At 56.2% G+C, this 14,131-nt stretch carries 12 protein-coding genes; 4 read left to right on the plus strand and 8 right to left on the minus strand.

Annotated elements, in window-relative coordinates; all coding sequences use genetic code 11:
• Positions 1 to 78: 78 nt before the first annotated feature.
• Positions 79 to 1,263: a MalY/PatB family protein gene (locus RKA07_RS12100; RefSeq protein ID WP_200202417.1), complete on the plus strand. Its 1,185-nt coding sequence runs from the start codon at positions 79 to 81 to the stop codon at positions 1,261 to 1,263.
• Positions 1,264 to 1,272: 9 nt separating this feature from the next.
• On the opposite strand, the gene RKA07_RS12105 is transcribed toward RKA07_RS12100, so the two are convergent.
• Positions 1,273 to 2,679, minus strand: a complete 1,407-nt coding sequence (locus RKA07_RS12105) for a succinylglutamate desuccinylase/aspartoacylase family protein (RefSeq protein WP_310966421.1) — start codon at positions 2,677 to 2,679, stop codon at positions 1,273 to 1,275.
• 189 nt (positions 2,680 to 2,868) lie between these two features.
• On the opposite strand from RKA07_RS12105, the gene RKA07_RS12110 reads away from it, so the two are divergent.
• Positions 2,869 to 3,027 (plus strand): YqaE/Pmp3 family membrane protein, encoded by a 159-nt coding sequence (locus RKA07_RS12110; protein ID WP_200202415.1) that lies wholly within the window; start codon positions 2,869 to 2,871, stop codon positions 3,025 to 3,027.
• A 40-nt stretch (positions 3,028 to 3,067) separates the two neighbouring features.
• On the opposite strand, the gene RKA07_RS12115 is transcribed toward RKA07_RS12110, so the two are convergent.
• On the minus strand, positions 3,068 to 4,705 hold the full coding sequence (locus tag RKA07_RS12115; protein ID WP_200369887.1) for an MBL fold metallo-hydrolase: 1,638 nt from the start codon (positions 4,703 to 4,705) through the stop codon (positions 3,068 to 3,070).
• A gap of 190 nt (positions 4,706 to 4,895) precedes the next feature.
• Between RKA07_RS12115 and RKA07_RS12120 the strand changes: the two genes are divergently transcribed.
• Complete coding sequence (locus tag RKA07_RS12120; protein ID WP_310966422.1) at positions 4,896 to 5,321, plus strand: thioesterase family protein; 426 nt, start codon at positions 4,896 to 4,898, stop codon at positions 5,319 to 5,321.
• Here the strand turns inward: RKA07_RS12120 and RKA07_RS12125 are convergent.
• The 5 genes from RKA07_RS12125 to RKA07_RS12145 form a co-directional block, all read right to left on the minus strand.
• A complete protein-coding gene (locus RKA07_RS12125) occupies positions 5,307 to 6,593 on the minus strand; it encodes an MATE family efflux transporter (protein WP_200202481.1) in 1,287 nt (428 codons plus the stop codon). The genes RKA07_RS12120 and RKA07_RS12125 overlap by 15 nt on opposite strands.
• A 243-nt stretch (positions 6,594 to 6,836) precedes the next feature.
• Complete coding sequence (gene tpx / locus RKA07_RS12130) at positions 6,837 to 7,334, minus strand: thiol peroxidase (protein WP_310966423.1); 498 nt, start codon at positions 7,332 to 7,334, stop codon at positions 6,837 to 6,839.
• Between the two features lie 124 nt (positions 7,335 to 7,458).
• Positions 7,459 to 8,679, minus strand: coding sequence for a Bcr/CflA family multidrug efflux MFS transporter (locus RKA07_RS12135; protein ID WP_310966424.1), 1,221 nt, complete (start codon positions 8,677 to 8,679; stop codon positions 7,459 to 7,461).
• A gap of 219 nt (positions 8,680 to 8,898) precedes the next feature.
• A complete protein-coding gene (locus tag RKA07_RS12140) occupies positions 8,899 to 9,810 on the minus strand; it encodes a LysR family transcriptional regulator (protein WP_310966741.1) in 912 nt (303 codons plus the stop codon).
• Between the two features lie 48 nt (positions 9,811 to 9,858).
• The gene (locus RKA07_RS12145; RefSeq protein ID WP_310966425.1) at positions 9,859 to 11,010 is read right to left on the minus strand and encodes an alpha/beta fold hydrolase; all 1,152 of its coding nucleotides are present in this window, start codon (positions 11,008 to 11,010) and stop codon (positions 9,859 to 9,861) included.
• A gap of 168 nt (positions 11,011 to 11,178) precedes the next feature.
• Here RKA07_RS12145 and yihG point away from each other — a divergent pair, with 168 nt between their 5' ends.
• A complete protein-coding gene (yihG, locus tag RKA07_RS12150) occupies positions 11,179 to 12,072 on the plus strand; it encodes a 1-acylglycerol-3-phosphate O-acyltransferase, YihG family (protein ID WP_200202409.1) in 894 nt (297 codons plus the stop codon).
• A 15-nt stretch (positions 12,073 to 12,087) separates the two neighbouring features.
• Here the strand turns inward: yihG and RKA07_RS12155 are convergent, their stop codons facing one another.
• Positions 12,088 to 14,109 (minus strand): ribonuclease R family protein, encoded by a 2,022-nt coding sequence (locus RKA07_RS12155; RefSeq protein WP_200369882.1) that lies wholly within the window; start codon positions 14,107 to 14,109, stop codon positions 12,088 to 12,090.
• Positions 14,110 to 14,131 lie beyond the last annotated feature (22 nt).

Consider the following 14,131-nt stretch of genomic DNA (forward strand, 5'->3'; position numbering starts at 1 on the left):
AGGTTGGTTGCGGTGGTAGTGTTACCCGACCACAATAGCCCGGATACCTGGATTGCTAATCGGTTATGGAGTTTACCAGTGACAAGCCCGTTTGATCAGCCTCTTAATCGCCAAGATACCTGTTCGGTAAAACTCGATGTCCGCAAGGCGGTATTTGGCCGAGAGGATGTGATTCCAGTGTGGGTGGCAGACATGGATTTCGCCGCGCCAGAGGCCGTTACTCGCGCGCTTTCAGAGCGTGCCGCACATCCGGCTTATGGCTATACGCTTTTCCCCGATAGCCTTTACCAGTCAATACAGGACTGGTTTCGTGAGCAACATGGGTGGGAAATCAAGCGCCACTGGATACTGATGGCGCCGGGGGTTGTGCCGTCCTTGCATGCCGCCTGTATGGCTTATGCAGCCCCGGGTGAAGGCGTGATTGTTCAGCCGCCGGTGTACCCGCCGTTTTTCAGCTCGGTTCGCTTGAGTGGGCGCGAGATTATTGAAAATCCACTGGTTTGCGATGAAACCGGTTACTACCGGATGGATCTGGAGCACCTGGAAGCTTGCGCTGCGCGCCCGGATGCCCGCCTGCTGATGCTGTGCTCACCCCATAATCCTGTTGGGCGCATCTGGTCGGTGCAAGAACTGGAAGCCGTTCTGGATATTGCCCGGCGCCATGATCTGGTGGTCATCTCAGATGAAATCCACTGCGACCTTACCTTTGCCGATATGCCCCGGCACCGGATGCTGGCAACACTTGCGCAACCGGGCGATGCGCTGATTACGGCCATCGCGCCCAGCAAAAGCTTTAACATACCGGGGCTTGGACTGTCTGCCCTTGTCATTCCGGACAGGGAACAACGCAATGCCATGCAAGCGGTGTTCGATTCCCTGCACCTGCCCCAGTGCAATCCGTTCAGCATTGCAGGATTTGAAGCCGGCTACCGTTTTGGTGGGCCCTGGCTGAGCGATCTGATGGCGTATTTACAGAAGAACCGGGACTTTGTAGTCAACACGGTTAACGCGCGCTTGCCCGGCATTAAAACCCGTGCGCCAGAAGGGACCTACCTGGTGTGGCTGGATTGCCGGGATATGGGGCTGGATGACGCGGCATTGAAACGGTTTTTCGTGCAGGACGCCGGAGTGGGTATGAACCCCGGCATCTCGTTTGGTGAACAGGGCAGCGGTTTCATGCGGCTCAATATCGGCTGCCCCAAGGCTGTGCTGGCCGAGGTGCTGCAGCGAATCGAATCGGCTTTGAGTGGCCGCCAGCCATAGCCCTGAGCGTTACTCTCCTGGAACCTTGGCTTCTGTGCCTATGTGGTAGGCGGCAAAGCCCGCCATGACCACCTGATCTACCGCCATGCCAATGATTCGGCCATCGCTGTTGGAGTGGATAGGGTACTGGGCGTTGGTGATCGGATCAGCAACATAGCCAAGAATCTGCCCCTTGGTTACTTTCGCGCCCAGCTTGACCTTGCTGAACAGAATGCCGCCGTCATTGGCGCGCACCCACGCAGAGTTGTAGTACACAGGTTGTGGGTCGCCCCATACGAACATCCGCGAAATCATGCCCTGCTTTTCCATCAGGCTGGTGAGGCTGTTTACGCCTGCCTTGATCTGATGTTCCTGTATACGATGGGATTCCCCAGCTTCCAGCGTCACTGAACGAATGCCCACATCTACCGCAGCGGTACGCAGCATTCCGGGCGATCCACTACTGTGTACCACTGCCATGCGGTCAAACCCGCGGGTAAATTCCGCAACTGTTGGGTTGTTCATGTCAGCACGAAGTTGCGGCAGGTTGGTTCGCTTAAGTGAACCGGTATGTATATCCACCAGCATATCGCAGTGCCGGATAATATTTTCGAACAGTGAGTAGGCAATCCGGTCTGCCAGGCTGCCATTCGGGCGGCCAGGGAAGTGCCGGTTCAGGTCGCGGCGATCTGGCAGGTAGCGGCTACCCTGCTGGAAGCCAGGCAGGTTCACAATGGGGATGCCTACCACGCTGCCACTGAGTTTTTCCGGATCAAGGTCGTACATCGTCTGGCGGATAATTTCGATTCCGTTCAGCTCGTCGCCATGGATGGTGCCTGTCAGGCACAGGGTTGGGCCGGCATTAACGCCGTTGACCACCAATACCGGTGTGGGCTGCGACAAGCCGGCAATCTGAATGCCGGATGACCAGGCCAGGCGTGTTGATGTGCCAGGCAAGACTTCGCTGCCAAGCAGAGCCAGGTTTTTCGCAGGCTGTGGACCTTTAACTTCCGGTTCGGGTGCCTTGTCTTCCGGAATGTCGATTACGACCGGCTCTTCGGTGCCTGGGCTCTCCTGAATGGCGGGGTCTTTCGGCGGCTCAGGGGTAGGTGCCGGCGCAACTTCCTTCAGGTCAATATTAGGTGCTACTTTTTTCGGTTTTGCTGAACGCTTTGGCTTGGGTACTGGTGTTGCTTCTTCGGCTGCCGGGATCACTTCGGGCGCTGGCGCTTCTGTGGGGCTCCGCCGTGGTTCTGAGTGCTCTACATCTTCAACGTTTTCGTCTTCAGCCAACTCTGCCAGCAAAATTTCCTGGGTGGTCGATGTCTGGACGCTTTTCCCGGGCGGGTCTGCCAGTGATACAGCGGGCATGGCCAGCATGAGCAAGCAGAGGGGCGTTGTAAAAGTGGTCAGCATTTTCAGCCTGTAAAACAGCATGATTCCTCACGGGTTGTTCACCAGGGCCCAAGGATAAAGGTTGGCCAAGGGTCATGGATATGGCAATAACACAGGTTTAATGCCATTTTCATGATGTAGTCATGAACAAGGTTGCCAATAATAGTTATGGTCGCAGAGTACATGCGAGCCTGATCTATCCAGTTATATCCGACTGAGGAAGTTAACTATATGGACTTTTTGCGAATTCTTATTGCCATTCTGTTACCGCCACTGGGTGTGTTTTTGCAGGTAGGCATCGGAAAACACTTCTGGATCAACATACTGCTGACGATTCTTGGCTACATCCCCGGTATCGTGCACGCGGTGTATATTATCGCCAAAAAATAGAAACTGGCAGGCACTTTGCGCGCCTGCCAGTGGGCTGGGCTCAGGTAGTCTTTGTGGCTTGCCAGAGGCCGTCTTCCTGTACAGCGCGGCCATCTGCTTCCAGCTTCAACAGGTGCGCCAGTGCTGAACGGGCTGCAACGCCATGAATGGCCGCTGGCACGTCGCCGTAGGCTTTACTGGTGAGGTCTTTCAGGGTGACCGGTGAAAGTTTGGCGAGTGCGCGCGCAATCTTGTGCTCCCTGGCCATCCGGTGGGTGATCAGGTAGTCGATGATGGCTTGCGGTTGCCCCATGACAAAGCCGTGGGCCGGCGCGATGAAACGAATGGGTTCTGCCAGCAGCTCGTAAAGCGATTCCAGATAGGCTTTCATGTCGCCGTCGGGTGGGTTTATAACCACCGTTGAGCCCTGCATGATGTGATCTCCTGAAAACAGCAGCTGCTGATCTTCCAACAAAAAGCACAGGTGGTTGGAGGCGTGTCCGGGTGTGTGCAGAACCTTGAGAATGCCCGCATCGGTTTCGATCAAATCCCCGTGCTCAGGCTGTTCGTCCGGTGCGAATTTATGATCCTGGCCCGGGCCGTCCGGCGCAGATCGACCGTAAACCCGGCAGCCTGTCTTTTCCTTTAGCGCCCGGGTGCCCGGCGAGTGGTCCAGGTGGGTATGCGTGACCACCACCGAATCAATCCTGCCTCCAGTCACCTCAAGAATACGCTCTATGTGCCCCGCATTGTCCGGGCCCGGGTCGAGCACGGTAAACCGTTTGTCGCCCAGAATGTAGGTATTGGTGCCCGGGCCGGTCATTACGCCAGGGTTGGGGGCTGTCAGGCGAATGACGCCTGCCGCAACTTCCACCGGCTCACCGGGAACAATTTCTGCTCTGGTACTGCCTTCACCTTCCGGGTCCAGCTTGACGGCCTCCGCGTAGGCGGGCGAATCCGGCTCCAGAAACACCGGCTTGCCGCGACGGATCGCCGGCCAGGGCTGGCTAGGGTAAGGTTCGGGAGGGTTTGCCCAAGCGTAGCGCATGAGGCTTTCCACAGAATCAAAGTCTCGCAAAACCCTGAGTGTCCCCAGAGTTGGCAAGGTCATCAGGCGCGTGCCGGCACGATGTTCCTGCAGTGCCTGCTCCGGGCGGATCCATACATGATCGATGGTTTCCTCTCCATCGTGGCTCACATACTGGTTTTTTGGCGCTTCGGTTACGAAGAACCGGGTATCAAAACGCCGGGGAGGGCCGGGAGGGGTAATCCAGTGGCTCAGATAGGCCAGCCTGTCCAGCGGGATTGTAAGCTGGTGGCGCTGGCACAGTTCGGCAAGGGGCAGTTCGCCTTTGAATACCGCCTTGCGGTCATCGTGGGCGGGGTGGTCTCCGCTGATAAGTTGCCGGTCGGCATCCATGGCCACCAGTACGCCAGCTTCCTCAAAGCATTCGCGGACGGCGGCCAGCATATAATCTGCACCGCCCTCACTCAGGCTCATGGTATGGCTTATCTCCGTGTCTTTCAGACCAGCGGCATGCTGGCGTCCACGGGATTCCTGCTGATCCACCGCGCCGCCGGGGAAAACATAAAAGCCGGGCAGAAAAACGGCATTCCAGGTGCGTTGTAACAACAGTACCTCGATACCTTCCGGGGTATCTCTTACCAGTGCCAGAGTGGCCGCAGGGCGAATATCCATAGAGTTTCCATTATTCAAAGCTGTAACCTCCGCTTGCCTTTACAACCAGCGCGCAAAGGCTGAATTCAGCGCTAAAAGACCAGCAAAGACGATAACCGATTTTTGCAACAAGATCATTGAGATGAACGTCGCTGTACAAGAGAGTATCATCCAGTGCCCCACACGACCCTTTGCTATACAGGTACCTGAAGTGGCACGAATCAAACTTTCTTTCCCTGATGATGTGTTCTGTTTTGAAACCCTGTTGCAGGTTAGAACAACGGATATCAACGGTGCTAACCACCTGGGTAACGATGCGTTGGTTTCAATGCTGTCGGAAGCGCGAGCCCAGTTTTTGATCAGCCACGGCATTTCCGAAGGTAATAACAGTGGCAAGGGCATTATTGTCACGGACCTGGCGACTATGTATCAGTCAGAATCCTTCTTCCCGGAAGTGCTACGCTTTGAAGTGGGGGTGATGGATTTTAATAAGTACGGCGGGGATTTCGTATTCCGGGTCACCAAAGCTGAGAGTGGTCAGGCGGTTGCCCTGGCGAAGTACGGGTTCGTGTTTTTTGATTACCTCCAGAAGAAAGTAACCCCTGTGCCAGAAAGCTTCCGGTCACGCTTTGCCTGACGCGCTCTCACGGAGCTGCTTCATACCGGCGCGATAGAAGCTGTAAGCCATAATGCCGGCCAGCAGGTTGCCCACCAGCGCACCGCTCATCAAGCCGTAAATGCCGTTGAGCTGGCTGCCCAGCCAAAGCAGGGGCAGAAAGCACAAAAACAGCCGCAGCATTGAAACCAGCAACGCCCGAACGGCAAGGCCAAGGGCGTTGCAGATGGACACCATCAACATGCACACCCCCAGGCCGCTGTAACTGAGTGGCACCCGCACAAGATAGGCACCAAGAATCTCCTGCACCTGTTGGTCGCTGCTGAACAGGTCAGATACCAGGCCGGAGGCAATGAGCCATAGCAGGCCAATGGCCAGTTGCCAGCCCACCACGAAGCGCACCGCAATACGCACCAGTTTGCGGATCTGTTCTATATCCCCGGCACCCAGCAGGCGGCCAATCATCGGCGGCATGGACATGGTGAGTGCGAGTACCACCACAATGGAGAAGAATTCCAGGCGCGTGCCCAGGCCCCAGGCCGCAACCGCGGCCGAACCAAAACCCGCAACCATGGCCGTTGCCAGCATGGCGGAAACCGGCGGCATAAGCTGGCTGACCATGGCGGGCGCCATGATGCTGTTGAGTTGTCTGAGGGCGCGCCCCAAGGCGAGTTCACGAAGATCAAATCTGGCCCAGCCGCGCTTCAGCAGTTTTGGATAGATGAACAGGCAGCCGATTCCGAAGGAGGTTACGGTGGCCCAGGCGGCACCGGGCAGTCCCCAACCGAATACGAAGATATAGAGTGGGTCGAGAGCTATGTTGGCGAGGCTGGTAGCTACCATCATGTAGCCAGGCAGTTTGGTGTCGCCATGGGAGCGGCAAATGCTGTAGCCAAAGTACAAAAAGGCGCCGATCCAGGCGGAAAATAGCCAGGGTACCCAGTAAGTACGCACCATGGGGAGCAGGGTGTCGTCTGCGCCGAGGGCGGTCATGATTGGGGTTTGGAAAAGCCACAAGACGATGCAGAGTACGAAGACCAGTGTGCTGCCAACGGTGATAACCAAACCACCCAGGCGAAATGCCCGGAGTTCGTCACCTACCCCAAGTGTGCGCGAAATGATGGCGGTGGTGGCAATGCCAAGGCCCACTTGTAACCCGATGATGAGCTGGTGCATGGGGAGTGTGAAGCCCAAAGCAGCCAGCGGGTCACGGCCAAGCTGGCCGATAAATGCACTGTCGGCGAGCTGGAAGGTCATGAGTGAGAGAGCGCCAAACAGCATGGGCCAGGTCATGGTGTAGAGCTGGCGGGGTAGGCTGGCGGTTTGGGTGGTGTTGCTCACGGGTTTTGGGATTGCCTTGGTGTTGGGCTGAGGTGCTGAGTCTAACAGGTTTGTCTTTGGGTTCGGGGGTGGTCTGGCAGACGGCACGGCCTCCCCAGACACGCCGTGAACCCGTCCGTGGGGGCTTGGCATTGCCATCCATGGCAATGCACAGTCTGGGGAGGCCGTGCCGTCCGCCAGACTTCAGCCCCGCGGTTATAGAACCTTCAGTGCTGCGTCGTAATCTGGCTCGTCGTGGATTTCGCTGACCAGTTGGCTGCGGATAACCTTATTGTTTTCATCCAGAACCACTACGGCCCGTGCACAGAGTCCGGCCAGTGGGCCGCCCTGAAGAGCTACGCCGTAATCCTGCTGGAAGCTGTAGTTCCGGAAGGTGGATAGGGTTTCTACATTTTTCAGGCCTTCGGCACCACAAAAGCGGGATGCAGCGAAGGGCAGGTCGGCGGAGACAACCAGAACCACGGTATTGTCCAGGGAGCCTGCTTTTTCGTTGAATTTACGGGTAGATGTGGCGCACACGCCTGTGTCGATACTGGGGATGATGTTCAGGATTTTGCGTTTGCCTGCCCAGTTGTCGAGGGTTACTTCTTCGAGGCCGCTGCTGGTGAGTGTGAAGGCGGGTGCTGTGTCGCCGGCCTTTGGAAATTCACCGCTCAGTTCAATGGGGTTGCCGTCAAAAGTGACTGTGCTCATGGAGTGCTCCTTTGGTGATACAGAAGGTGATGCAAAAATAGCAAAACAGAAATAAGTTGAAACCGCTTACCCTGTTTAGTCCATTTTCGTTGAGATTGCATCCCTTCGGGGTGTTTGAGCAGGGTTAGCGGCTGGATGCAGCCTGTGGTTCGAACCCTGGAGCCGGGTGGCGTTGAACCAGAAGCAGGTAGCCTGCCAGGGATGCGACGGCGCAGATGGCGATGGTGGCGGCCATAACCAGTGAGGTGCCGTCGTGGAGGTAACCTACAAGCATGCCTGCGAAGGCGGCGACAGCCATTTGCGCAAAGCCGAACAGTGCAGACGCAGACCCGGCCATGCGCGGGAAGTTGGCCATGGCACCTGCCATGGTTTGGGGCATGACCATGCCCGTGCCTGCCATAAACACGGCTTGCGGAAGGATCACTGCCCACACGCTGAAGACTTCTGCCAGCGCCAAAGCCGCCATTAAGCTGCCACCCACAACGGCAATGATTAAACCGCGAACCAGAATTTGATCTGGCACCAGGCGGCTGCCGAGGCGGATTGCCGAGAGATTTCCGGTGACATAACCGGCAACAATTCCCGCGAAATACAGGCCGAACTGTTGCGGTGGCACTTTGAGAAAGTCGATCAACACGAATGAAGAGCCGGAGAGAAACGCGAACAGGCCGGAGAATAGCAGTGCGTTAGTTAGTGTATAGCCTAAAAAGCTGATGTCTGTCCCTATAGCGCGATAGTTCCGTAGCAGGCTGCACAGTTTAAGGGGCTGGCGGTATTCAGGCCGCATGGGCTCCGGGATGCCGAAGGCGACGACCACTGCCATGATCAGGGCATAGCCCCCAAGTACGATAAAAATGGAGTGCCAGCCCAAGCCGGCCACCATGATGCCACCCAATGTGGGTGCCACAGCAGGGGCAAGCGCCATGATGCTGGCCAGAAGCGCCATGATTTTTGCGGCTTCGCGGGGGGTGTAGATATCCCGAATGGCTGCGCGCCCAAGAACGGGCCCGGCTGATCCGCCCAAGGCTTGCAGAAATCGGCAAAGAATCAGGGTTTCGATGTTGCTGGCCAGCGCACAGCCAATGCTGGCGAGGGCGAAGACTACAAAGCCGCCAATCATGATGGGTTTGCGGCCGAATCGGTCCGCCAGGGGGCCACACACCAGTTGTGCTATGGCAAAGCCAACCATGTAGAGGCTCAGGGTTAGCTGAACCTGACTGGTGCCTGTGCCAAAGTCGCTGCCGATTTGCGGCAATGCCGGCAAATACATATCGGTGGCAAGCGGCCCAAGAGCTACGGCGGCGGCGAGCAGTATGGTTGTCCATATACTGGTGAGTGCTAGCATCTATCATCCATGCGTTGGAGGAGGCGAGCATGGGGGCGAGCTTTCCAAAACACGCCGTGAATACGTCCCTGTAGGCTCCGCTCCGCCATCCATGGCTCCGCAGGGTTTTGGAAAGCTCGCCCCCACGCTCGTGGCAAACTTTGGAGTGGATTCTAGGGGGTGCCTTGCGAAAAAATAACAGGGGCGCTGCTCATAGGATATATGAACAAAACAGATGGGTTAGTCGTTCAGGCCATTCATGGTGGCGGCTACAGCGTTCACCTGGTTTCTCAGCCAACGGTGCGCGGGGTCGTTTTGGTTGCGGCGGTGCCAGACCATCAGCAGGGTAAATGGCTTGAAATTGAAGGGTAAGGGCACCCAGGCAAAATCCCGAAGTAAGTGTTTGCTCATGCGCTCAGGTGCGGTAACCAGCATGTCTGTGCCCCGGAGGAATTCCGGCAGGCCGGAGAAGTTGGAGACGGTAATGGCGTTACGGCGGGTTAGGCCGCGTGCAGATAAGCCGGCTTCGAGAGCGGGTTTTTCTCCGGTGCCGAATACCATGGCGATGTGGTCGGCTTTCAGGTAATCGGTAACCGTCTCAGGGGCTTCGCGTTGGCTGGGGTCGTAAAAAACCACCATGTGATCCCCCATCAGCCCTCGTTGCATAATGTCGGTGGCTTCCGGGGCGTGGGGGGAGATGATCAGGTCGCAGATGTTTTTGCGCAGCATGTCTGCTGTGGGAATGCCGGAGGCAATGACCTGCAGTGTAACGCCAGGCGCTTGCAGGCGTAGGCGTTGCATCAGTTGCGGGAGGAGTAAATCCCGCTCGTAGTCGTTGGCGGCGATGGTGAACGAGATTTCGGTGGTTTCTGGCGTGAAGGGTGGGCCAGAGGCCAGAGAATGCAGGTCATCCAGAATCTGGCGAATATGAGAGCCGGCTTGCACTGCGTAGCGCGTGGGTGTGATGCCGCGCCCGGATTTGACGAACAGGGGGTCCCCGAGGGCTTTACGCAGGCGGTCGAGCGTGTGGCTTACGGCGGATTGGCTGACTCCAAGCTTGACGGCCGCGCGGGAAACACTGCCTTCGTCAAGAACGGCAACGAAGGTGTGGAGCGCGCGGATATCAAGATTGAATGTATCAATAAGGTTCATGGGTAGCAGTGTAATCCACAACTGCCGATCCCGGAACCGGGCTCGTCATTAATCTGAACGCTGGCCCAACCATTCAGCGATTTCCAGCCAGCTTTCCCGAGGCGCTTTGCTACCGGCCAGAATGCCCATGTGCCCACCGGGAGTAACGCGGAAGGTTTTGTCCAGGGAGCTGATATGGTCCATCAAACTCCTGGCCGCAGCCGGCGTTACCATGGTGTCTTCGCTGCCTGCCACGGCAAACAGGTTGGCGTTTACGTTGATCAGCTGTGCGTGATCGTCACCAATTTGCACCTTGCCGCGGGATAATTCGTTATCGATCCAGAGCCGAACCACCGCGTCCTGAACGATACCGCCGGGGTAGGCGACCATGCGATCCAGGAAGGCGGAGGTGGTGGCATGACTGCTAACAAACTCCCGGTCTCCCAGGCGGATAATCAGCTCCCAGTAACCCATAATACTGCCGATAGGGTTGGTTAGTTTGAAACCGATGGTGTTCGCCCAACCCGGGCTGTGAAACCAGTGGGGTTTGAGGTTGTGAAGCTGAAATCCTGTGCGCTTGCGAACAGCTCCGGCAATATCTGCCAGCCGCTGGTTTAGCAGCCCAAGAACGCCGGACGCGTGGCTGTCGATGGGCGAGCCCAGCACAATGGCATTACGAATGTGCTGGTCTTTGCTCAGAGCCGAATAAAACAGGGTGAACATGCCGCCCATGCTCCAGCCGTGCAGCGACAATTCCTGCTCGCCACTGTGTTGGCGAACCCGTTCAAGGGAGGCTGGCAGGAGTTCTGCCACATAGGTATGCAGGTTGTAATGGCTGTGTGCCCGTGTTGGTACGCCCCAGTCTATGAGATACACCTCAAAGCCCTTCGCTCGCAGAAATCTCACCAAGCTGCGTTGAGGGAAAAGATCGTAGATCAACATGTTTACTGCCAGCGGCGGAATAATCACCACCGGTGTTCGGTGTCTGTTTGTCTCAACGGGAATGGTTATGCCATCAAGCTCGATGACGTCTTCTTTCAGTGGCGGGTAATAGCGCAAGCTGACCAGACCATCGGTATGAAGGGTTTCAAAAGGTGTTTGCCCCGCTTGCACCAGGCTGGCAGCACGGAATACACGGTCAAAGGCATTGCCGGCATAACGGGATGTTTGCCGTGCCAGCCTGGCAGCTCTTTTGGTTGCGGCGTTGATAATATTGGGCATTGGGAAGATCCGTGATAAAAGATGTGAGGCTAATGCCAAACCCTTGGCAGCGCCATGGCAATACTGTCACTTTTGGTTGGCAGAGCGGTCACAATCAGCCACTGCCCATAGCCGGTGCTGATTGGTATGATTGCCCACCACTGGCTAAATAATCACAACAGGAACCGTATGCTCAGTTTCCTACCTGCTCCCGTTATTGGTGTGCTCAACTCCATTTTGTTGGCAATTAACACGCTCTTCTGGTGTGTGCTGCTTTATATCCCGGCCTTGCTGAAGCTCATTATCCCACACAAGGGCTTTCGGGTACTTTGTACCAAGATCATTATCTGGATTTCAGAGTCCTGGGTGGCCTGCAACACAGGCTGGATGAAGCTTACCCACGGCACTAAATGGCATGTCACTGGTGCGGAAAACCTGCGTCGTGAAAGCTGGTACCTGGTTCTCAGCAATCACCAGAGCTGGGTGGATATTTTTGCCATGCAGCGGGTGTTCAATCGCCGTGCACCTTTTTTGAAGTTCTTTCTGAAGCAACAGCTGATTTGGGTTCCCGTTATCGGGTTGGCCTGGTGGGGCCTGGATTTCCCATTTATGAAGCGGTACTCCCGGGAATATCTGATCAAGCATCCGGAGAAGCGTGGGGAAGATCTCAAAGCCACTCGCCGTGCCTGCGAGAAGTTTCGTTATACCCCTGTGAGCGTAATGAACTTTGTAGAAGGTACCCGGTTTACCCCTGCAAAACATGCGAAGCAAAAATCCCGTTACAAGCATTTGCTCACGCCAAAAGCAGGCGGCGCCGCTTTCGTACTGGATACCATGGGCGATTCAATACAAACGCTGGTTGATGTCACCATTGCTTATCCCGGCGGAGCACCCTCATTCTGGGACTTTATTTGTGGTCGTATGAAGGAAGTGAAAATGGAAATTCATACCGTGACAATCCCTGAACACCTGAAAGGACGGGATTATGCGACCGATGCAGAGCACCGGCGCAACGTGAAGAACTGGTTGGGTGAGCAGTGGCAGGCCAAGGACGCCCGCCTGGAGGAAATGCTCAAGCCCTAGCATTGACGAGCGACGTCAGCTTTTGCTGTCGTCGCTGTTTTTCCCAGTATCCTGCGCACTTTCCTTTGCAGTGGTCTTTGGCACTTCAACCGCTTCTACCAGTTTGAAGTTAATCTGCCGCCGCTCTTCGTCCACTCCGGAAAAACTCACTTTAACCGCTTGGTCCAGCTGGAATATGCGTCCGTTCTTGTTGTGAATCAGGCGAAGTGTCACAGGGTCAAAGCTGTATTTGCCGTTAAGATCCTTGCAACTGACAAACCCTTCCAGCCCGTTGGCTTCAAGCCGCACGAAGAATCCTGCCGGAATGGTTCGGCTGATTACACCATCCAGAGGCTCCTCGCCCAGGGTTTTGGCAAAATCGCTCTTGAGCCAGGTTTCCAGACTGTTGGCGGCCTGTCGGGCTTTGAACTGAGCGTTCTGGAGAGTCAACAGTTCGTCCCCGCTCAAGGCTTTCATGGGGGCGTCCCAAAGCACTGCTTTAATCATGCGGTGCACATACAGGTCAGAATACTTGCGCAGCGGAGACGTAAACGTGGTGTAGGCGTTTAGCCCCATGCCCTGATGGGGTGCTGCAGTGAACGTCATTTCTGCCCGGGCCAACTGGCGCGAGAGGATGGATTTCACTGGCACTTCTGCCTCCAGAGTGGATGTTTCCTTCATCAGTGCTTTGAAGCCTTCCGGTGTGGTGGCATCTATATCCGCCAGGTGCGGCGCATAAGCTTCAAGCAATGCTCGAATGTTGTCGGCGCGGTCATCCCTGAGCCCCGGATGCTGAATAAACAGGCCAGACGCCTGTTTGGACAGGAAATCGGCCGCGCACCGGTTGGCGGCAACCATGCATTCTTCCACCAGGCGGTGCGCTTCGTTCTGCACCGAAGGTTCGATGCTGCGAATGCGCCGGTTTTCATCCAGCCTTAGACGAAACTCGGGGCGGTCGCCGCTTAGCAAAGCATGTTCGCTGCGCCATTTGCGCAATGCGGTAGCAGCCTGATGAAGTTGATCCAGGCTGTTGCACACGGAATCCGGTAAAGCTTTGATGTCTTCGTCTTCGCGGCCTTCAATCAGGTTGGAGACCAGATCGTAACTGAGCTTGCCCTTTGAGCTGATGACCGCTTGATGGAAGCTGTAATCACCCAGGCTGCCGTCGTTATTAACCTGCAGATCACACACCAGGGCCAGCCGTTTCACATCTGGCATCAGCGAGCACAGTCTGGTGCTGATGGTATCTGGAAGCATGGGTAGGGGATCGCCCGGGAAATAAATGGCGGTGGCGCGCTTGAAGGCTTCAAGCTCGGCTGCGCTTTTTTGGTCGATAACTGCAGCCGGGTCGGCAATGGCTATGGACAGTGCCCAGCCAGTCACATTGGGTTCGGCCAGAAGCGCGTCGTCCATGTCCTGGGTGGCGGGGCTGTCGATGGTCACATAGGCCCGGTCGGTGCGGTCTTCCCGGCCGTCGCCGAGGGCTTCGATAGAAGCCTCGCTCAGGCTTTCTGCCTGTTCAACAACCGGCGCTGGCCAGGAGTCTGAAAGATCGAAAGTTGCCAGAGTCAGGGCGCGCTCTATGCCAGGCTCGCCGGCTTTGCCAATGACTCGCAGAACCTTGGCCTGACCTTTGCCGTCTTTGATTGGATGTTTGTGCATGCAGCAGTACAGGTAATCGTCAGGCTGCGCGTTCATGCGCTCTTTTGGCGGAATGAAAATCCAGCGATTGATGCCCGGAGTTTCCGGCACCACAAAATGGCCTTTGCCCTTTACCAGGTAGCGCCCGACAAAGGTGCTTAGCCGGCTTTCAAGAAGCTCGTCCACGACACCCTGGGTTTTACCTTTTTCCACTTCCTGTTCGATAACATTTACCCGGTCACCCGGGAGCACTCTTTGCATTTCTTCCGGTGGCAGGAATACATCCCGCCCTTCATCCAGTGCGACGAATCCGAAACGGCCGTTTGTGGATTTAACGGTCCCGGGGAAAACAACTTTGCTTTCCTCAATGTCAGACTTTAGCTGGCGCAACTGGCTGAGAGCGTCGGCGTTGAGCATGGGTTAACCTGGCTAAAAAAAT

Source organism: Marinobacter xiaoshiensis (assembly GCF_031631795.1).
Taxonomy (GTDB): Bacteria; Pseudomonadota; Gammaproteobacteria; order Pseudomonadales; family Oleiphilaceae; genus Marinobacter; species Marinobacter xiaoshiensis.